Raw genomic sequence first — 19705 nt, forward strand, 5'->3', positions numbered from 1 at the left:
GTTCGTGCCAAAATACAACAAGTTCGTGCCAAATCCATATTCATCCAAAAAACCCCCATTGCTGCACTAAAAAAGGCAAGCAACGGGGATTCTCCAATCAATCAAATGTTAATTTATTTACTGTGTCTGAATCTAAACGCTTAATTACTTCTCCGATAAGTTTAACTGCGTTTTCATAGTCATCGCGGTGGAGCATTGCTGCGTGAGAGTGAATGTAGCGAGTCGCGATAGTGATGGAAAGTGCTGGGACACCTTGAGCAGTTAAGTGGATTGCTCCAGAGTCTGTTCCGCCACCTGCAACAGAATCGAATTGATATGGAATTTCCATTTCGTCTGCTACATTTGTTACCAAGTCACGTAAGCCTTTGTGTGAGATCATGGACGCATCGTAAAGAATGATTTGTGGTCCTTTCCCCATTTTGCTTAGTGCTTCTTTTTCTGTTACACCTGGAGTATCTCCGGCAATTCCTACGTCCACACCGAATCCGATGTCTGGCTGAATTAGGTTAGCGGATGTTTTTGCTCCACGTAAACCTACTTCTTCTTGAACGGTACCAACTCCGTATACTACGTTTGGATGGTCAGCATCTTTCAAGTATTTTAAAACATCGATAGCAATGGCACAGCCGATGCGGTTATCCCATGCTTTGGCAAGTAGCATTTTTTCATTGTTCATTACTGTGAATTCGAAGTAAGGAACGACTTGATCTCCAGGACGCACTCCCCACTCCTGTGCTTCTTCACGGCTAGATGCCCCGATATCGATGAACATGTCTTTAATATCTACTGGCTTTTTACGAGCTTCTGGAGGTAGGATATGTGGTGGCTTGGAGCCAATTACCCCTGTTACGTCACCTTTGGACGTTACGATGGTTACTCGTTGTGCAAGCATTACTTGGGACCACCAACCGCCAACCGTTTGGAAGCGTAGGAAACCACGGTCATCAATATGTGTAATCATAAACCCGACCTCATCCAAGTGTCCAGCAACCATCACTTTTGGTCCGCCAGCTTTACCAATTTTCTTGGCAATTAAGCTTCCAAGTCCGTCTGTCATGACTTCATCTGCAAAAGGAGTTATGTATTTTCTCATGATGTCACGTGGTTCTTTTTCATTGCCAGGTATACCTTTGGCATCAGTTAGGTCTTTCAGCATTGTTAACGTTTCATCAAGCTTAGTCATTATTTCGACCCCCTTAATAATATGAATCCAACAATCATTATACAGAAAAGTATTTTTATTGTAAAAAGAATTAATAGCCTTGTTGCTGACGTTGGTGATTCACTTTGTTTTTAGCCATGTATGCAGCCTCTACTTCCTCCCACGAGAAACCTAGCATTTCGCCCAAGTTCATATAGTTATCTACTAACACAGCATAGTTTATTTCTGATATATCATTTTTAAACACGGATATTAAAGAATATACTTGATTGAATTGGGATGTAAGAGAATCCTTCTTTTCTGCCATTCTTGGAGGTAACTCATTTCCATATCCAAAGGTTAGTCCAAGTGATAGGATAAAATGAACTCCATCCACGTATTCTTCTAGAATGACAGTGCGTTCTGCAGATGGTTTCACACTCCAAAATTTGAAACAGCGCGTTTCATTCGCAAGTTCACCAAGTTCCACTAAAAGTGCCAGAATTTTTTCATTGATTAAGTCTTCTTTTCGCAGCCCATGTTGGGATTCTATTTTTTCATCTAATTCTTTTTGCATTTCTAATAAAATTGTAAAGTTCATAGGTACTACCTCTTTTAATATTATTTTTTTAAAAAAACGAAACCTTTTCTCTCCTTGCTCGTATATAAGATATTTTATAATAAATGCATTATTTTTGCGAAGGAGTAACAATTATGTTTATGATTCTCATTCGTCTAGCATTGCTTGCCCTTGTTGTCTTCATTATTTATTCTATCTTTAAGTATCTCCTTAATCCTAAACGGAAACTGGAGATAGCCCATGAACAGAAGAACTTTTTTTTGCTCGATCAGAAAAATAATGTAAGAAAGAATTTTCTTCTAACATACAAGGGAATCATGTTTGAAGGGGAAAAATACCTTGGAACAACCGAGAGAGCATTTGAAGTAATCTCAATTTTTATTTGGTCAAAGAATCCTGAGATGTTGCAAGGGTTAAAAAGGCAAGATTTTGAGTATATTCAAAAAGAAATCAGAAAACAGTATCCCGATGCACTGATTGATTGGAAGAGCCCAATCAAGGAATTCTTAAAAGAAAAATAAAGAGGTTGGTGCCAATTTATGGCTTCAACCTCTTTTATATTGCTTTTCTTTTTGAAAAAACTGTTCCCATTTCATTACCACGACCCTTTGTCTCATGACTAACATAAGGAGGAGTAATAGAACAAGTACCACTAGCATTGCGGTTGGAGAAAATTCTGTAATAAATTGTCCAAAAATCGTATAGATGATAGCGAGTGGTATATTGGTAATCAGTGACGCCCTCGCATATTTATGGAAATTCTTTGTCGTTTCAATTAGACAAAGTGACAGCAGATGAAAATGGATAAAGGGGATAAGGCGCATGACCGTAATTTGACCCACACTGAAATTTGCCTTTGAACCAAAAAGCCTTTCTTTCATATTTAAGATTTTGGCAAAAATTCGTGGAAACTGTTGATATAAAAAATAAAAGAATAGACTAGATAAGGTCAAGCCTACGATAGAATATATACTCCCAATAAGTCCACCAAATAATGCACCACCTGCAATGCAGATAATGACGACTGGAATAAATAGAATTTGCCTTACTATATGAAATAGCAGAAAGCCAAGAGAGGCCAGCAACCAGTGACTTTCAATCACGACAAAAAGCACTTCCAGTTTTTCGTCCATATGGCATGCCTCCCTTGCTGTGTTAGTTAATCTTATTCTTGTCGTTATTAATTATGATAGCTTATCCGATAAAGAAATAATACCCCCATGCCATTGCATGGATAATTGTTAGCATCGGCAATCCCAATCTAAAGGATAGATGCTTCGTTTTATGGCGAAATGTGTTCATTCCGATCCATTCTCCAAGCGGTCCTCCCAGCAAAGCAATCCCCCACAGATGCAATTCTGGAACTCTCCACTTCTGTTGAATAGCTCGCCTTTTATCAACTTTCATGACAACGAAACCAATTATATTTATTAATAGATAATAGCCGATAAGTACTTCCATCATATCCTCCCAGTAGTAAAAGTGTGCATAGGCTTTTATGCAGATATATCTCTATTTTACAACACAAAATAAAAGAAGTCCGACTTGCGCCTGTATCTAACTTTTTTTAATGGATAAACAAGAAACCAAAATTGTCTTTTACCGTCTAATTAGTACAATTAAATAATTGTAAATGAATGACAATAGGAGGTTATTGTATTGATTAGGCTCTATGTTTTTATACTGATTTTAGTACTAGTTTTTATGACAGCTTGCAGCCCTCTAACAGAAAAGACGATAATAATCGAGAATGAACCTTTAAGTGAAGCTGATGGGGGAGAAAATGAAGTTAAAAATGAACCTCCAAGTTCCACTGAAGAAGAAATACTTTTGGAGAAAAGCGTATCATTACTTTCTTCTTTAGAACATCTTAAATGGGAAGAAATAACTGAAATCTCCCATCCAGATGGTGTGGTTTTCTCGAGCTTCGCAAATATAGGTAGTTTTGATGCGGCAGAGGTAGTTTTAGCTAAAGAAGAGTTGACTGGGAATGATCATGAAATCCTTTGGGGCCATGACCTTCTTTCTGGGAAAGAAATAACTGCAACGAAAGCAAACTATGTAGATAAATACTTATTCCATACCATAATGGGTGAACCTGTAAACTATGAAACTGTTACTTATAACAGCTCATCTGTAAATAGTGGCGGCACATTAAACACCATATCAGAAAATTACCCAGATGCTAAATACGTAGAATACTACTCAAAAGCAACAGACGAAAGTGGAGTTACTTGGCAAGCTATGCGATTTGTCTTCAAAGAACACCAAGAGGAGTGGCTTTTGTATGCGATTGTAAGAGATGTGCATAGTCCATAAGAAAAGATCGGGTTTCTTCTTCTAGACAAAGAGACTCATATCTTTGAGAAGCTAAACCTTTCTTAATTTTTTTAATAAATAAAAAAACTGTAGACAACTTCAGGTTGTCTACAGATGTTTTTAAATTATTTGTTTAAGCTGTTTTTTGCAGCTGTTGCTAATTCAGCAAATGCTTTTTCATCACTAACTGCAAGTTCCGCTAACATTTTACGGTTAACTTCAATACCAGCTACTTTTAAACCGTGCATTAGACGGCTGTAAGAAAGACCATTCATGCGAGCCGCTGCGTTGATACGAGCGATCCAAAGCTTACGGAAGTCGCGCTTCTTTTGGCGACGATCGCGGTAAGCGTACATTAAGGATTTCATTACTTGTTGGTTTGCTACTTTATATAAAGTGTGTTTAGAACCGTAATAACCTTTAGCTAATTTGATGACTTTTTTACGACGTTGGCGTGTTACTGTACCGCCTTTAACTCTTGGCATTTTGTGTACCTCCTAATTTAAAAATATTATCTTAAGTTGTCTAACATGTGACGAATGCGTTTGAAATCACCTTTGCTCACTACTGCTGCTTTACGTAGTTTACGCTTTTGCTTTTGAGTCTTGTTAGCGAACATATGACTTGTATATGCGTGAGAACGCTTCAGTTTACCAGATCCAGTTTTCTTGAATCTTTTCGCTGATCCGCGATGAGTTTTCATTTTAGGCATTGGAGTTCCTCCTCATATGAATTACTTTTCGTTTTTTGGTGCCAAAATTAAGAACATGCTACGTCCATCCATTTTTGGATGAGACTCAACTGTGGAAACTTCTGCACATGCAGCTGAAAAACGATCCAGCACACGCTGACCGATTTCCTTATGTGTTATGGCACGACCCTTGAAACGGATTGAAGCCTTTACTTTGTCTCCTTTTTCAAGGAATTTAATTGCATTGCGAAGTTTTGTGTTGAAGTCATGCTCATCAATAGTAGGACTTAAACGAACTTCCTTTAAGCTGATAACTTTTTGGTTTTTACGCGCTTCTTTATCTTTCTTCTGTTGCTCGAAACGGAACTTTCCATAGTCCATAATCCGGCATACAGGAGGTTTTGCATTAGGCGCAACCATTACTAAGTCAAGATTTGCACGGGTTGCAATCTCAAGCGCTTCTACTTTAGATTTAATCCCAAGCTGGTCTCCATTTTGACCGATTAGACGAACTTCACGAGCACGAATGCCTTCGTTTACCATCATGTCCTTGCTAATAATTAGCCACCTCCAAGGTTTTTTCCGAACACCGTTTGACGAACAATTTACCGCACATTGTAGAACAAAAAAGTGTGGGTGCACATAGACACCCACACTTTACGATTTACTAAGTAAAAGTTAACTTTTGTCGTAAAACCTGCCAACTGCCAATTGCGTCAATCAGGTGAGAAGCGGGTGCTTCTTCTTGTTCTCAAACAAGTATTCTTTTTTGACCTTGTTAAATATATCATTAATGATAATCGATTGTCAAGAATTCGTATATTAATTGAAACAACGTTTTAAATTCTATCAGATTAATTCTTGATGTGCAATACTTTTTTATTGGTGATGAGTTTCTGCTAGAAGTACCGGGATTTCCGGATGTGTTTTAGTCAACGATGATAGGGAAAAACCAAATACCTTTAGTAGCATCTACTCTTACTTTTTGACTACCTTTACTAACTCATCCACAAATTTCTCAAGGGAAACTGTTTCTGATTTTTGTTCGCCATATTTGCGCACATTTACTGCTCGATCTTGGATTTCATTGTCCCCTAACACTAGCATATATGGAATCTTTTGCATTTGTGCTTCACGGATTTTGTAGCCAATTTTTTCATTCCGCTCATCCATTTCGACGCGAATGCCTTTGGATTTCAAGCGGTCCTGTACTTCTTTTGCATATTCAAAGTGTGCATCAGGAGAAACCGGAATAACTTGGACTTGTACCGGTGCAAGCCAAGCAGGGAAGGCTCCTTTGTACTCTTCAATTAAGAAAGCAACGAAGCGTTCCATCGTAGAAACCACTCCACGGTGAATAACTACTGGACGGTGTTGTTTTCCATCTTCTCCAACATACGTCAAATCGAATTTTTCTGGCAGTAAGAAGTCCAGCTGGACAGTAGAAAGAGTTTCTTCTTTACCAAGTGCTGTTTTTACTTGTACATCAAGTTTTGGACCATAGAATGCTGCTTCATCTATAGCTTCGAAATAATCTAAGTTAAGCTCATCCATGGCATCCTTCAACATAGTTTGTGCTTTTTCCCACATTGCATCATCATCAAAGTACTTTTCTTTGTTTTCTGGATCGCGATAGGAAAGGCGGAATGAATAATCTTCAAAACCAAAGTCTTTATACACTTCAAGAACCAAGTTCACTACACGCTTTAACTCATCCTTAATTTGATCTGGACGAACAAAGATATGTGCATCATTCAAAGTCATTCCTCTTACACGTTGAAGTCCAGCTAAAGCGCCAGACATCTCGTAACGGTGCATTGTCCCAAGCTCTGCTATACGGACTGGAAGCTGGCGATAACTGTGGATACTGTTTTTATAGACCATCATGTGGTGCGGACAGTTCATCGGACGTAAAACAAGCTGTTCGTTATCCATTTCCATTGGTGGAAACATCCCGTCTTGGTAATGATCCCAGTGACCAGAAGTTTTATAAAGCTCGACACTTCCCATAACTGGAGTATAAACGTGATCATAACCAAGTTCTACCTCTTTATCGACAATATATCGTTCAATTACACGGCGAACCGTTGCACCTTTAGGCAACCATAGTGGCAACCCTTGGCCTACCTTTTGTGAATTGAAGAACAGGTCAAGCTCTTTTCCGATTTTTCGGTGATCACGTTCTTTTGCTTCCTCCAATAGGCGAAGATGCTCATCAAGCTCTGCTTTTTTGAAAAAGGCTGTACCATAAATACGTTGTAGCATTTTGTTTTTGCTGTCGCCTCTCCAATATGCTCCCGCAATACTTAAAAGCTTAAATTCTTTAATTTTCCCAGTGGAAGGAACATGAATCCCACGGCAAAGGTCATAAAATTCTCCTTGCTCATAAATAGAGATTATTTCACCTTCAGGAAGTTCACGAATTAACTCAAGCTTTAATTCATCACCGATTTCTTCATAGCGACGTAAAGCGTCTTCTCTTGAAACCTCTACCCGGACAACATCCAAGTTTTCGTTTACGATTTTCTTCATTTCTTTTTCGATTTTCAGAAGATCAGCAGGAGTTAATGATTCTTCCATATCAATGTCATAATAGAATCCATTTTCAATCACTGGGCCAATCCCAAGTTTGACATTACCATATAATCGTTTAATTGCCTGTGCCATTAGATGGGCAGTGCTATGACGCATGATTTCGAGAGCTTCTTGTGAATCTTGGACAACGATACTTATTTCTCCATCCTTATGAATAGGAGTTCTTAAATCAATTAATTCTCCATTTAGTTTTCCGGCTATAGCCTTCTTTTTCAAGCCTGGGCTAATGGATGCAGCGATATCTTCTGTTGTGGTGCCCTGCTCAAACTCCTTTATCGCTCCGTCTGGAAATGTGATTTTCAAAATGTCAGACATCCCTGTCACCTCTTTAATAAATTTTTAATAAGGCTCTTTTCAAAAAGAGTCCGTTACTCACAGAAAAAGGTTATTCAAAGAACTCTTATGAAAAAAACCTTAAATAAATAAAAAAACCCGCCCCTTGTATAGACAAGGGACGAGTTTAATATCCGTGTTTCCACCCAAATTCCCATCTAAATATATAGATGGCTTCATTCGTGTATAACGAGGGTTCTCCCCGTCAACAGCTACTTGTGAGTTCACTGTTGAAGTTCAGAGGTGGTAAGTAGTTTACTTATGCCAGGAAGCTTGCAGCCAGTGACTTCCCTCTCTAAAGACCATCATAATACACTCTTGTCCTCATCAAAACTTTTGGGCTATAAAATTAAAATGGATTATGTAGGTTATTATATTCTCCAAAATCCAGAAAATCAAGTCCGCAAATTAATCAATTTTGCTTTTATTTTGCCCAAAGTAATGAAATGGTAAAACAACCACACGTTCTTCAAATATATTCTTAATGGTTTCCACAAGCTGATGTTCAGCATTATCTGTGTATAAGTAAAGTTTTTTAGGTGATATTGAGACAAGTGGTGCCAATACGACGGAATCGATATAGTAGGAATAATTATTGAAATGAGTTCGGTTCATATATTTTATCAACTGACTTTTTGGTATAAGTTTGAACGTCTTATCGTAAAAGTCAAATTGATATTGATAAAGCAAGTGGAGCTCCTCCATTTTAGGTTCTGTGGTCGTAAGCAAATTACGAAGTTGATGGATGAATGACTGATATTCCTGTTCCAATTTATATTCATCAATAGCTGATTCCAAGTAGATGTGAATGGATTCAAAGTACTTTTTCAACCTAAATGTAAGAAATGAATCGAATGAAAAGGAAATAGGCTTTTCAAAGAAAGCATCCATAACATTTTCTAGAATATTCTCTCTTTGCTCAACAGAAGGAAGGTTCGGGATATCTGATCGTTCACCTAATAGCAGGGATTGTAGAATGCATAGAATTTGTTCCTGCTCTTCCACGTCCTTAAAGTAGTATGTGTTTTCTAGTATAGACATCACCCATTCAGTTATTTTCACCCCTTGAATATACTGCTTGAACACCGGAATGATGGTGTTTTTAATAAATAATTTATCCTTTGATTCCACAACAATTTTTTCTTTATGTAAAGAAAGGATAGAATCACTTTCAGGATTTTTTTGAAGCAGGCTCATAAATACTGCTAAAGCATCTGTTTCTTTTCGAAAGGAAATCTCAAACAAGTTTGTCCCCCCTTTGTTACACCTGCTTCTATGTATATGGGGAGGATTGGTCAAAAATGTATAAATTATCAAAAATAAGCGCCTCCTCTTAAAAGGAGACGCATACTATTATCTAGGATGATGGTAAGGGAGGTATATCGCCAACTACCACTTCCAGGTGAGAAGGCAATATTTTTATTAGAGAAGGAGTTTTACCTCTTGCTTCACCATCGGCATCAATGTTTTGCAAAGGAATTGCTTCAACCGTAAGTTCTTTTGCTTGAAAAAAAATTAAGCCATCATCTATTTGATCTGGTATTTCATTTTGAAGTCTTGTCTGGATCCATGTCCAAAGATGTGTGATGGAGGTTTGTTTAATAATGAGTACGTCCAATTCCCCATCTTTTACATTTGCAATCGGAATGAGGGATTTAATTCCACCAAGGAATGAACCGTTACCTATCAATAGCATAACAGCCTTCCCCTCATAGCTTTCTGTATCACTTGTTACTTTTAATTGAAACGGCTCCTCCTCTAACATTGTTTGGCCAGCGCCAATATAGTACGAAAGCTTTCCTAGGAGCTGTTTAGTTCCACTATCTATATTATCTGCCACCTTTGAGACTAAGCCTATTCCCCAAAAGTTTGAAAAATAACGATTGTCATATGTCCCAATATCGACTTTTTCTGTTTTCTTTTTTACAATTTGCTCCACTGCTTTTAATGGGTTTTGATTCATTCCAATTGTCCTGGAAAAATCATTGCAAGTCCCAGCAGGAATGATGGCAAATGCAGGGCGTTTTTTTAATGGGGCAATGGCGTTTATGAGCTCGTGTACCGTACCATCCCCACCTAAGCCAATCACAAGATCTACCCTGCTAGCCAATTCATTTGCAAGTCGAGCACCATCCCCTTCTTTTTCTGTTGTATGGATGGAAACATCATCAAATGAGGACCTCAGTATGTCCTCTATTTTCTTCATAGAGTTAACCAGTTTATTATTTCCCGCATTAGGATTTACAATCAAAGCCACTTTTTCCACTATGCTCACCACCAACGATTATTGGCAAAACAGCATTTCACAAGTACATTTTATATTATATACGTATTATTAATCTAGTTTTAGTCTCTTTCCCTTAAGCTTCTCAAGTCGCTTCATGAGTTCTTGTTTTTCGACTTCTTGGACTTCTTGAAACCGATCTGCCTCTTCATTTGTTTCGCCTGTCAAGCCTTCCTCGCTTACAAATCTATTACGTACAGTTTTTTCATTTTTACTTTTGGATGTAGAACTTGTTTGAACTGTACTATTAGTTGATTTGCTCTCTGCCCAGTTTTGGTACTGACGATGCTCTTCTTTTGCAAGTTCCATTGCTTCACCGACTGTTTTCACTTGTTTTCTAGCCCAATGGCTGGCAATTTTCTCTACATATTTTCTGTTTAATTTCATGTCTGCTTTTAGCAGGACATAGTAAAGCAACACATTGACTACACCAGGGGTAAGTTGCTGCTTGAACAATACGTCTTCTACGATACGGAGGTCAGAGATGGATGGTTCCGATCCATTAGAAAGATCTGTCAGCATTTGTTTAGGAGAAACGTTTTCTAATTGTTGGATGAGCTGTTCGTCTTTGGTTGCAGGTTTTTTGTTTGTAAACTGCTTTAAATGTATTGGTTGAACTTTCTCAACCAAAGTAGGAAGAGTATCCTGGTATTCCAGCTGATACCAATCTCTCGCGGCTTTTCTAAGCTTTTCAATATTTACTTTTCCATCTACATCAATTGTATTCATCATCATGTCCCTCATTGATAGAGGATCAACGGAATAAATATAGGCAAGTTTTTCAATTGCCTCTATCACTTTAGGGGTAATGGACTTTTTAGGGATGACAACTTCAGAAAGACCCGCATAAAATAGTTCAAAATCAAAAGATTGCTCACTTATTTTAGGCTCCTTCCCTACTTTACGGTCCACAAATTCAGCTCCTTCTTCTAGAGGAAGCTCCTCCATCATTTGCTCGTTGGATGCATAAACAAGATTTTCTGATTGTACAGATTGGAAAACATCACTAAAGCTCCTTGTTATTTCTCGATACTCTTCTTGAGGCAGGACACTTTCTGAAAAATATTTTTTAATGCTTGCATATTTTGTTTTCCCTAAACGATTGTACAGATAAATCGTAAGCATCGGTTCTGAGAAAAATGCCTCAGGTGACAAAGGGGGCTGCAGTTCATAAATAAAAGTACGAATCTGATTTTCTTCCCTTACCAACGTCTTTAATAGTCCGATGCCTTCAAGCTTTAACCGTTCTTGATGAATATCCTTCAGGTTACATTGCATGGTTGTCATAATACTATGATGTGTTGTTTCCTCTCCCCATAAATTCTCTTCTTCTAGTTCACTCCACAAGGTCATAAACAAACTATACCCTCTATACCCAAGAAGGGGCTGATACAGTTTGGTTAAGATTTTTCGATCGAATGATTGAAGTACCCCATTTGAGCGGACGATATAGCGGTCAACAGGAACCAACTCATTCCAATGACGATCTGACATGAAACATCCAAACCTTTCTTTAAATAAATAAAATTTAGCTATAAAAAAGAGAGGTAATTGTTCGCCTCTCTTTACAAAACGCATGTACAATACGTTTTTTATTTTCTTTCTTTTTCTATTATTTCTTTCAATTCATCCAAAAAAACATTAATATCTTTAAATTGTCGATAGACCGATGCAAAGCGGACATATGCAACTTCGTCAATTTTGGAGAGTCTCTCCATGACCATTTCACCAACCATATCACTTTTCACTTCAGAAATGCCAATGTTTCTAAGTTCCTTTTCCACCTCAAATACAATTTCTTCTAATTGATTAAGGGATACTGGTCTCTTTTCACAAGCCCTGATTAGACCTCGCAATACTTTTTCTTTACTGAACTCTTCTCTTATTCCTTCTTTTTTCACGACAATAAGCGGTATTTCTTCCACTTTCTCAAAGGTGGTGAAACGATAGGAGCAAGACTCACATTCTCTTCTTCTTCTAATAGATCTTCCTTCCTCTACCGGACGTGAATCCAATACTTTCGTCCCGTTATGGTGACATGCTGGGCATTTCATGATGGCTTCAACTCCGTTTCTATTCTACTTTGATTCCGAATTAAGTCCGGAGCCAATGTAGGTCATCGATTTATCTATCCGATCATACATCTGTTTTATTAATTGTCTACTATATCCAAAGTCAAAAGGTAATATTTTTGTATCTGTCGTAGCGGAGAAATCTACCGCTGTTTCAAAAGGACGGACTGAAATTACTGTTACAACTATAAAAGCTTTCTTACCTTTCGTAATTTGCACAGCAATTTCACCATGTTCCTCAGATACAGACTTTACCATTACACCTTCCATCTTTTGAAACAAATCTTGAAGTGTCTTAATCGCATTTTTGTTAGTTATTTTATAATACCGGCTTCGCAATTCTTCATCAGCGTGATTTTCTCTAGTTTCCGAGTGATTGGTCAGCAACCCCTTTAATTTCTGCATAGCTCCCACTTTATTCAGACAACCCCTTACTTATATAGTCAATATGTATTATTAAATTTGCGTATAATAAAAAGAGGTGCATGTTATACACCTCTTTTTATTTTAATTCATTTACATATAATTTTAAAGAGCTTTTGCTTTGTTTACTTGAACAGAACCCATCCCACGTGGAAGTTCAATTGTTTCACGCGTTTGAGCATTTAATGCTGTTGCAATATAATCAGCTGAAATGTTTGGATCTAATTCTCCACATGTATATACATCTATGCTTGCATAACCGTGCTCTGGGAAGCTGTGGATAGTTAAGTGGGACTCAGAAATAATAACTACACCACTCACTCCTTGAGGTGCAAATTTATGAAAAGCAACCTCTCTCACTTCTGCACCTGATTTTAATGCAGCATCTACAAATGTTTTTTCGATATAATCCATATCATTCAATTTGTCAAAATCGCAACCCCATAACTCTGAAATAACGTGACGACCTATAGTTTCCATCTCTCACGTTCCCCCTTTTCATTTTTTAATAAAACATGAAATCCTTTGAAGGTAAAAATTGATTATTGTTTTACTACCACGGGGGAAAGTTAGTCCAGAGAGGTCCTAACCCTTTAAGTAGCCACATAATCGTTTCAAGAAGTTCACGAAAAATAGTATACTGTTTTTGTTTTGGATTTGCAACAGGCAATTTGCACTTTTTAAAGTAACAGTAACATGCATAGATAATATTAGTACTAAAAACCAAGGGACATTTTCAAAAGTGCATGGAATATCTATAAAATTTTTGTTTTTAATATAACTTATTTGAAGCTAAAAAGTGTATTATCATTTTCTGAATGATATTTATTAAATGATTATGTAATCTCATAAGCCCACATTTGATCAAGCTGTGCTTTAAATGGGGAGAGGGCTAAAGAAAAAGTCTAGCCTATTCTATATCCAGATTTTATCGGATTTTTTCTTCGTACGTATTGCAAGACGAATAAAAGCAACAGAAAAACAGCTAATATCAATCATTAGCTGCCTTTACAACGATTCTATTCAAGTTTTATTATCCTGCCATAACTTCTTTCGATTCCATCATTTTCTCTGCTACATAGTTTACTAAGTCAACGACTCGGCAAGAATAGCCCCATTCATTATCATACCAGGCAAGAACTTTTACTTTTGTTTCCCCCATCACCATTGTGGATAATCCATCTACAATCGCAGAATGTGGGTTTGTATTAAAGTCAATAGATACTAATGGTTCCATTGTTACATTAAGAATACCATCCATGGTACTTATGGATGCTGTTTGGAAAGCATCATTTACTTCTTCTACTGTAACAGGCTTTTTCAAATCTACTACAAGGTCAACTAAAGAGACATTGGGAGTTGGAACACGAAGTGCCATTCCATGCAATTTCCCTTTTAAATGTGGTAAAACAAGTGACAATGCCTTTGCCGCCCCTGTTGAAGTGGGAATGATAGACTGGCCACATGCTCTTGCACGCCTTAAATCCTTATGCGGGTTGTCAATGTTTTTCTGATCATTTGTATATGCATGAACGGTAGTCATTAACCCATTTTCAATCCCAAACTGTTGATCAAGTACTTTTACAACTGGTGCTAGGCAGTTTGTCGTACAAGATGCATTGGAGATGACAAAATGATCATTAAGATCTAGGACTTCTTCATTAACTCCCATTACAATAGTCACGTCTTCATTTTTACCTGGCGCAGTTAGAATTACGCGCTTTGCACCAGCTTGAAGATGAAGCGCAGCTTTTTCGCGGGAATTGAATTTTCCTGTTGCTTCTATCACGATATCAATATTCATTTTTTTCCAAGGGAGTGCTTCCGGATTTCGATCATTAACCAATTGAATGCGCTTACCATTTACGATAAGGGCATCGTCTTGTGCATAAACGTCCGCATCAAATCGTCCGTGATTTGTGTCATACTTAATTAAGTGAGCTAATGTCTCGGCTGGATAGCTCGCATTGATTGCAACAATATCTAAGCCTTTCTCTTGGATTGCACGTCTGAATACCATTCTCCCAATTCGTCCAAATCCATTAATTGCAACCTTTGCTCTCATGAAAATACCCCTTTTCTGCATATATGTTATACTTATTGTTCTGTTATTCTGCAATTAGTATAACATATTTATTTCAAACATGTCACCTATAAAATAAAAAAAGGGCATACCCCTAATTTGGAATATGCCATTCTTGTAATATTTCTTCCAATTGTTGCTTTGTATAACTCAAAGTATCATTGTTATCAATAATCGCATGTGACAATGCCACCTTATCCTTTAATGGCATTTGAGATGATATCCGATCTACTGCTTCTTTTTCTGACAATTCATTCCTATTCATGAGGCGTTTAAGTTGGGTCTTTTCATTTACGAAAACAAGCACTATTTTATCGACTAAATGTGTCAGCTTACTTTCAAACAATAAGGGAATATCCATAACGACAGTTTCATGCCCTTTTTCTATGTACTGCTTTGTTTGTTCTTTCATTTTAGAACGGATGGCAGGATGCATAATATTGTTTAATTGCTTCCTTTTTTCCTCATCTTGAAAGATGATACTACCAAGCTTCGGTCGATTTAGCGATCGATCGCTATTCAGAATTTCATTACCAAAAGTTTCCACCAACTGTTTATATGTATTTGTCCCTATCTCCACTACTTCACGGGCGACGATATCCGCATCGACAACGGGTATGTTTTTATCTCGGAACATGTTAGCTACCGTGCTTTTTCCACTTGCAATTCCGCCTGTTAATCCTATGATTTGAGGCATGTACATCACTCTCCTTTATAAAAGAGAGGCCACTTACGTCAGCCTCTTTGATTGTTCCGTATGCAAACGGCCTAGGAATCTCTTCCCTTCTATACAATAGACAAAGTTATTAATACCATCCTTGGATGGAGCAAAGTTACCTTGTGTGGTAATGGGCATCCGATTAAAGGAGAAAAATGATGCATATTAGCGTTTATCAGTTGCCTGTAATGTAACGGTTATTTACATTTTTATAATACCAATAATAATTAACAATACTCCAGGTAAAAATGAAAATTTGTTAACCCATGAAACTTTAGAGAAAATTTTCCCAAGCTTTATTCCAGTGATGACAAAAATGGAACTCATTCCTGCAACGGCAAATGCCATCAACCAAGGTGAATATCCTAGCAAAGCAGCTCCTATCCCAGCTCCAAAAGCATCTAAGGACAATGCAATTCCAAGAAAAAAAGCCTCCAGTCCTGTTATAGACCCAGAGCGATCAAAGTCGGCTTCTGTCGGCTTTCTTAAGATATTAATCACAACCCCTAAGGATTTTATCTCTAGATTAAATAATATGCGTTCATCTACCTCTGAGACGGAATTATCTTCTGTCCTTGATCTAAAAAACTGGTAAAGCACCCATATCCCCAGTAAAACAAGAATTACACCGCCGATGGTTTCTGCAAAAGCTGGGGAGAGAAAGTTCATTAGTATGGTACCAACAAACATGGCAAGCAAAAGCGAAATGGCCGAGCAACAAGCAATTATCATAATAGATTTACAAGGTATCTTCATTTTTCTCAGGCCATATGTCAAACCAACACTAAAGCTATCCAGACTAACTGCAAAAGCTAGTAGTACAAGTGAGATGTATGGAATCATAAATAGCTCCTCCCTAACTATCACTAAGATAGTATATGGCAGGAGCCCATTCGATGTGTTCGATTGAACTTTAGATTATTTATAGTACAGCTATTATGGCCTAGGTTGGCAAATTGGGCATGTATGAGTACCTCTACCAGCCACTACAGATTTTTCAATAATATGACCACATTTCTTACAAGACTCACCTTTGCGGCCATATACGAACAATTCGAGCTGGAACATTCCGATTTGTCCTTGTGAATTCACATAGGAGCGAATCGTACTTCCTCCCTTATCCACTGCCTCTTGTAGGGTGAGGACGATTTCTTGTTGTAGCTTCTTTAGTTCTTCCTCCATCAGACTTTTGGCGATTCTCTCTGGATGGATTCCTGCACGAAACAGAGCTTCATCTACATAAATATTTCCGAGTCCCACAACTACCGTTTGATCCAACAAGACAGCTTTTATAGCTCTATTCGTTTTTGATAGTCGCTCTTTAAGGAGCGAAAGAGTAAAGCTCTCATCAAATGGCTCTGGACCAAGGCTCGCTAAGGATTTAGAGGCCAATTCCTTACCTTTTTTATAAAGGTGCAACGTTCCAAACTTACGAACATCCTGATACCTTAACTCTGTACCGTCATCAAAATAAAAGAATACGTGAGTATGTTTATTTATTGGATCTTCTTTTTGAAATAAGCCATATTTGCCTTCCATTCTTAAATGAGATACGAGGCAATAGTCATTCGTGTAGAATAGGAGAAATTTCCCCCTTCTTCCGATTTCTAATATTTCCTGGCCCACTAACATATGACCAAAGCGCACAGCATCATCTGGCTCTTTTATCATTTTTGGCCACAATACCTTTACTTCTCTGATTTTTTTTCCTCTTACTAAGTGTACTAATGTTTTCCTTACTGTTTCCACTTCAGGAAGTTCTGGCATAGTTTACACATCCTTACTACTATTTCGCATCGTACCAAGTGGACCCATAGGAGTAATCAACTTTAAGTGGAACCTTAAGGTCCACCGCCTGCTCCATTACTTCTGGAACGATTTTCTTTAGCTTTTCAATTTCATCCTTTGGTGCTTCAAATACAAGTTCATCGTGAACCTGCAAAAGAAGATTTGCTTGCATGTTCTCCTCTTCTAGTTTTGCTGCCATGTCAATCATCGCTTTTTTAATGATATCTGCTGCACTCCCTTGTATTGGGGTATTCATCGCTGTACGTTCAGCAAAGCTGCGCAGATTGAAATTACTGCTTGTAATTTCAGGAAGGTATCTGCGACGGTGCAGAAGAGTTGTCACATATCCCTTGTCCTTTGCATCCATCACACTCTCTTCCATATAAGCTTTTACTCCTGGAAAACTTTCTAAATATCTATCTATAAACGTCTTCGCATCTTTTCTGGTTATCCCTAGACTTTGTGATAATCCATAATCACTGATACCGTATACTATTCCAAAGTTAACAGCCTTTGCTTGGCGTCTCATATTAGAAGTCACTTCTTCCTTTGAGACGTGGAAAACATCCATCGCAGTTTTCGTATGAATGTCTGCATTTTCATTAAATGCCTCGATTAGCTTTTCATCATTTGCAATATGGGCCAAGACTCTAAGTTCGATTTGAGAATAATCGGCTGCAAAAATAATCCAGTCTTCTTTTGAAGGGATGAACGCTTCTCTAATTTTGCGGCCTTCCTCTAAGCGGATAGGAATATTCTGAAGGTTAGGATCAATTGAACTCAGCCTTCCAGTTTGCGTTAAAGCTTGATTAAATCGAGTATGAATTTTATTTGTATCCCTATGGATTACTTTTAGCAAACCTTCAATGTAGGTTGACTTTAGTTTACCTAATTGACGATAATGGAGAATTTGTTGGATAATTTCATGCTTTTCTGCAAGCTTCTCCAAAACATCTGCTGACGTAGAATAGCCTGTTTTTGTTTTTTTAACTGTTGGCAGCCCTAATTTTTCAAAAAGTATAACACCAAGTTGCTTAGGTGAATTGATATTAAACGTTTCTCCAGCAAGTTCATAAATTTTTTCTTCAATCTTCACTAGCTTATTAGATAGGTCCTCTCCCATGTCCTCTAGGCGGTTTCTATCTACTTGAATCCCTAAAGCTTCCATCTCAGTAAGCACTAACGAAAGCGGCATTTCTAGTTCTTCAAACAATTTCAACTGTTCATTGTCTTTTAATTCATGGATAAAGGATTCTTTCATTTCCTGCATGGCAAAGGTTTTACGAACAAGATGCTTGGCCACTATTTCTTGATCCGGAATGGAACGTTTTGCCCCTTTTCCATAAACAGCTTCATCTGTTTCTATTTGAAAGTATCCTTTTTTCCTTGCGATTTCTGCCAAGTCCGTCGAGGTTTCTGACGGATTTACAATATAAGAAGCGATGATAAAATCAAAATCAATACCATTTAGTTCGATTCCCTGCCATTTTAATGCTACAATTGCCCGTTTCGCATCAAAGACCGACTTCTTTTTCGTTAAATCAGAAGCAAATGCAGCAAATTGGTCTGATTTCAATGCAGCCTCTGTTGGAATAAAATAATTTCCTTTTTCATTTACAAGGGCAATCCCTTGAATTTCAGCTTTGTGATAGTTTTCATCAAGGACTTCCACCATTAGGAAATTATCATTAGCAAAATGCTCTTCCTTAATTTCCTCTAGCACTTCAAAGGAAATCTCTTCTAAATCCTCTGTCACGTCTTCTCCACTTTCCCCTAGCTTGTCCAATAAGGAGTTAAAGCTGAGCTCTTTAAAAATCGCTATTACATTCTTCGTATCATACCCTTCATACAATAAATCAGAGACAGTAACTTCAATTGGAGCTTCTGTCATGATGGTGGCAAGATCTTTACTCATAATCGCCTGCTCTTTATTCTCTTCAAGCTTTTCTTTGAGTTTTTTGCCGCTGACCTTGTCAATCGATTCTAAAAGGGTTTCAATCGTTCCAAATTCTTTCAATAGTTTGATTGCGGTCTTTTCTCCAACTCCTGGTACACCTGGGATATTATCTGAAGAATCCCCCATAAGCCCTTTCATATCAATAATTTGATTAACGTTTAAACCATATTTTTCTTCAATGAAAGCTGGAGTATACGAATCTACATCTGTAATCCCTTTCTTAGTAATATCTACAGTGATTTTTTCGGTTGCAAGCTGCGTCAAATCCTTGTCACCAGAGATGACCTTCACTTCAAAATCTTCTTTTGCAGCTTGTCTAGCAAGAGTTCCAATAATATCATCCGCTTCATAATTCTCCAGCTCATACCTCTTAATATTAAAAGCATCCAACAGCTCGCGCAGGAAGGAGAATTGCTCAGAAAGTTCAGGTGGTGTCTTTTGTCTGCCACCTTTGTATTCACCATATGTTTTATGTCTAAATGTTGTTTTTCCTGCATCAAAGGCTACTAGCATATGGGTTGGCTGTTCTTCCTCTAGAATGCGCATAAGTATCATAGTAAAGCCGTATATGGCATTTGTATGTATTCCTTTTTCATTGCTTAGTAGGGGTAGTGCAAAGAATGCTCTGTATGCTATTGAATTACCGTCAATTAATACTAATTTATTTGCCACAAGGTACTCCTCCTTTTAAAATACATTTTTTAATTTCTATCCGTTTTTA

Annotated in this window: 21 protein-coding genes and 2 other annotated features; of the genes, 2 read left to right on the plus strand and 19 right to left on the minus strand. The window is 37.6% G+C overall.

Going from position 1 to position 19705, the window contains the following annotated elements; genetic code table 11:
- Positions 1 to 97 precede the first annotated feature (97 nt).
- Both LRP81_RS01755 and LRP81_RS01760 read right to left on the minus strand, forming a co-directional pair.
- The gene (locus LRP81_RS01755; RefSeq protein ID WP_230499502.1) at positions 98 to 1183 is read right to left on the minus strand and encodes a M42 family metallopeptidase; all 1086 of its coding nucleotides are present in this window, start codon (positions 1181 to 1183) and stop codon (positions 98 to 100) included.
- A 70-nt stretch (positions 1184 to 1253) separates the two neighbouring features.
- Positions 1254 to 1742 carry a dUTP diphosphatase gene (locus LRP81_RS01760; protein WP_230499503.1) on the minus strand — a complete coding sequence of 163 codons (489 nt, stop codon included), beginning with the start codon at positions 1740 to 1742 and terminating at the stop codon, positions 1254 to 1256.
- A gap of 113 nt (positions 1743 to 1855) precedes the next feature.
- Here LRP81_RS01760 and LRP81_RS01765 point away from each other — a divergent pair, with 113 nt between their 5' ends.
- Positions 1856 to 2242 (plus strand): sigma-w pathway protein ysdB, encoded by a 387-nt coding sequence (locus LRP81_RS01765; RefSeq protein ID WP_230499504.1) that lies wholly within the window; start codon positions 1856 to 1858, stop codon positions 2240 to 2242.
- Positions 2243 to 2266: 24 nt separating this feature from the next.
- Here the strand turns inward: LRP81_RS01765 and LRP81_RS01770 are convergent, their stop codons facing one another.
- Positions 2267 to 2854, minus strand: a complete 588-nt coding sequence (locus tag LRP81_RS01770; RefSeq protein WP_230499505.1) for a TVP38/TMEM64 family protein — start codon at positions 2852 to 2854, stop codon at positions 2267 to 2269.
- A 61-nt stretch (positions 2855 to 2915) separates the two neighbouring features.
- The gene (locus tag LRP81_RS01775; protein WP_230499506.1) at positions 2916 to 3182 is read right to left on the minus strand and encodes a DUF1294 domain-containing protein; all 267 of its coding nucleotides are present in this window, start codon (positions 3180 to 3182) and stop codon (positions 2916 to 2918) included.
- A gap of 198 nt (positions 3183 to 3380) precedes the next feature.
- Here LRP81_RS01775 and LRP81_RS01780 point away from each other — a divergent pair, with 198 nt between their 5' ends.
- On the plus strand, positions 3381 to 4040 hold the full coding sequence (locus tag LRP81_RS01780; protein ID WP_230499507.1) for a hypothetical protein: 660 nt from the start codon (positions 3381 to 3383) through the stop codon (positions 4038 to 4040).
- 125 nt (positions 4041 to 4165) lie between these two features.
- On the opposite strand, the gene rplT is transcribed toward LRP81_RS01780, so the two are convergent.
- From rplT to polA, 15 genes are all read right to left on the minus strand, one after another.
- On the minus strand, positions 4166 to 4525 hold the full coding sequence (gene rplT / locus LRP81_RS01785; protein WP_010195693.1) for a 50S ribosomal protein L20: 360 nt from the start codon (positions 4523 to 4525) through the stop codon (positions 4166 to 4168).
- 26 nt (positions 4526 to 4551) lie between these two features.
- A complete protein-coding gene (gene rpmI, locus LRP81_RS01790) occupies positions 4552 to 4752 on the minus strand; it encodes a 50S ribosomal protein L35 (RefSeq protein ID WP_230499508.1) in 201 nt (66 codons plus the stop codon).
- A 21-nt stretch (positions 4753 to 4773) separates the two neighbouring features.
- Entirely contained in the window at positions 4774 to 5292 is a 519-nt protein-coding gene (gene infC / locus LRP81_RS01795) for a translation initiation factor IF-3 (RefSeq protein WP_230499577.1), read from the minus strand.
- A 57-nt stretch (positions 5293 to 5349) separates the two neighbouring features.
- Positions 5350 to 5484: a sequence feature (ribosomal protein L20 leader region), on the minus strand.
- Positions 5485 to 5709: 225 nt separating this feature from the next.
- Positions 5710 to 7641, minus strand: coding sequence for a threonine--tRNA ligase (gene thrS, locus LRP81_RS01800; protein WP_230499509.1), 1932 nt, complete (start codon positions 7639 to 7641; stop codon positions 5710 to 5712).
- A 132-nt stretch (positions 7642 to 7773) separates the two neighbouring features.
- Positions 7774 to 7999: a binding site (T-box leader), on the minus strand.
- A 68-nt stretch (positions 8000 to 8067) separates the two neighbouring features.
- Positions 8068 to 8904 carry a sporulation protein YtxC gene (gene ytxC, locus LRP81_RS01805; RefSeq protein ID WP_230499510.1) on the minus strand — a complete coding sequence of 279 codons (837 nt, stop codon included), beginning with the start codon at positions 8902 to 8904 and terminating at the stop codon, positions 8068 to 8070.
- Between the two features lie 112 nt (positions 8905 to 9016).
- Complete coding sequence (locus LRP81_RS01810) at positions 9017 to 9925, minus strand: diacylglycerol/lipid kinase family protein (RefSeq protein ID WP_230499511.1); 909 nt, start codon at positions 9923 to 9925, stop codon at positions 9017 to 9019.
- A 69-nt stretch (positions 9926 to 9994) separates the two neighbouring features.
- Positions 9995 to 11437 (minus strand): replication initiation and membrane attachment family protein, encoded by a 1443-nt coding sequence (locus LRP81_RS01815; protein ID WP_230499512.1) that lies wholly within the window; start codon positions 11435 to 11437, stop codon positions 9995 to 9997.
- A gap of 98 nt (positions 11438 to 11535) precedes the next feature.
- Entirely contained in the window at positions 11536 to 11997 is a 462-nt protein-coding gene (gene nrdR / locus LRP81_RS01820; RefSeq protein WP_230499513.1) for a transcriptional regulator NrdR, read from the minus strand.
- Between the two features lie 24 nt (positions 11998 to 12021).
- Positions 12022 to 12429: a cytosolic protein gene (locus tag LRP81_RS01825; RefSeq protein WP_399206821.1), complete on the minus strand. Its 408-nt coding sequence runs from the start codon at positions 12427 to 12429 to the stop codon at positions 12022 to 12024.
- 114 nt (positions 12430 to 12543) lie between these two features.
- A complete protein-coding gene (gene speD / locus LRP81_RS01830; RefSeq protein WP_230499515.1) occupies positions 12544 to 12918 on the minus strand; it encodes an adenosylmethionine decarboxylase in 375 nt (124 codons plus the stop codon).
- A 553-nt stretch (positions 12919 to 13471) separates the two neighbouring features.
- Positions 13472 to 14503, minus strand: coding sequence for a glyceraldehyde-3-phosphate dehydrogenase (locus tag LRP81_RS01835; protein ID WP_230499516.1), 1032 nt, complete (start codon positions 14501 to 14503; stop codon positions 13472 to 13474).
- Between the two features lie 112 nt (positions 14504 to 14615).
- Positions 14616 to 15218, minus strand: a complete 603-nt coding sequence (gene coaE, locus LRP81_RS01840; protein WP_230499517.1) for a dephospho-CoA kinase — start codon at positions 15216 to 15218, stop codon at positions 14616 to 14618.
- 222 nt (positions 15219 to 15440) lie between these two features.
- Positions 15441 to 16082 (minus strand): sporulation membrane protein YtaF, encoded by a 642-nt coding sequence (gene ytaF, locus LRP81_RS01845; protein ID WP_230499518.1) that lies wholly within the window; start codon positions 16080 to 16082, stop codon positions 15441 to 15443.
- 93 nt (positions 16083 to 16175) lie between these two features.
- A complete protein-coding gene (mutM, locus tag LRP81_RS01850) occupies positions 16176 to 17006 on the minus strand; it encodes a DNA-formamidopyrimidine glycosylase (protein ID WP_230499519.1) in 831 nt (276 codons plus the stop codon).
- Between the two features lie 19 nt (positions 17007 to 17025).
- On the minus strand, positions 17026 to 19656 hold the full coding sequence (gene polA, locus LRP81_RS01855; RefSeq protein ID WP_230499520.1) for a DNA polymerase I: 2631 nt from the start codon (positions 19654 to 19656) through the stop codon (positions 17026 to 17028).
- Positions 19657 to 19705 lie beyond the last annotated feature (49 nt).

The sequence above is a fragment of the Sutcliffiella rhizosphaerae genome, from assembly GCF_917563925.1.
GTDB lineage: Bacteria > Bacillota > Bacilli > Bacillales > Bacillaceae_I > Sutcliffiella_A > Sutcliffiella_A rhizosphaerae.

What these genes read in the sequence shown, in the direction of transcription:
- ytaF (WP_230499518.1), bottom strand. Translation starts at nt 16,082, where the DNA reads ATGATTCCATACATCTCACTTGTACTACTAGCTTTTGCAGTTAGTCTG.
- LRP81_RS01760 (WP_230499503.1), bottom strand. Translation starts at nt 1,742, where the DNA reads ATGAACTTTACAATTTTATTAGAAATGCAAAAAGAATTAGATGAAAAA.
- speD (WP_230499515.1), bottom strand. Translation starts at nt 12,918, where the DNA reads ATGGAAACTATAGGTCGTCACGTTATTTCAGAGTTATGGGGTTGCGAT.
- LRP81_RS01775 (WP_230499506.1), bottom strand. Translation starts at nt 3,182, where the DNA reads ATGGAAGTACTTATCGGCTATTATCTATTAATAAATATAATTGGTTTC.
- mutM (WP_230499519.1), bottom strand. Translation starts at nt 17,006, where the DNA reads ATGCCAGAACTTCCTGAAGTGGAAACAGTAAGGAAAACATTAGTACAC.
- rplT (WP_010195693.1), bottom strand. Translation starts at nt 4,525, where the DNA reads ATGCCAAGAGTTAAAGGCGGTACAGTAACACGCCAACGTCGTAAAAAA.
- thrS (WP_230499509.1), bottom strand. Translation starts at nt 7,641, where the DNA reads ATGTCTGACATTTTGAAAATCACATTTCCAGACGGAGCGATAAAGGAG.
- coaE (WP_230499517.1), bottom strand. Translation starts at nt 15,218, where the DNA reads ATGCCTCAAATCATAGGATTAACAGGCGGAATTGCAAGTGGAAAAAGC.
- LRP81_RS01755 (WP_230499502.1), bottom strand. Translation starts at nt 1,183, where the DNA reads ATGACTAAGCTTGATGAAACGTTAACAATGCTGAAAGACCTAACTGAT.
- rpmI (WP_230499508.1), bottom strand. Translation starts at nt 4,752, where the DNA reads ATGCCTAAAATGAAAACTCATCGCGGATCAGCGAAAAGATTCAAGAAA.
- nrdR (WP_230499513.1), bottom strand. Translation starts at nt 11,997, where the DNA reads ATGAAATGCCCAGCATGTCACCATAACGGGACGAAAGTATTGGATTCA.
- LRP81_RS01765 (WP_230499504.1), top strand. Translation starts at nt 1,856, where the DNA reads ATGTTTATGATTCTCATTCGTCTAGCATTGCTTGCCCTTGTTGTCTTC.
- LRP81_RS01770 (WP_230499505.1), bottom strand. Translation starts at nt 2,854, where the DNA reads ATGGACGAAAAACTGGAAGTGCTTTTTGTCGTGATTGAAAGTCACTGG.
- LRP81_RS01835 (WP_230499516.1), bottom strand. Translation starts at nt 14,503, where the DNA reads ATGAGAGCAAAGGTTGCAATTAATGGATTTGGACGAATTGGGAGAATG.
- LRP81_RS01815 (WP_230499512.1), bottom strand. Translation starts at nt 11,437, where the DNA reads ATGTCAGATCGTCATTGGAATGAGTTGGTTCCTGTTGACCGCTATATC.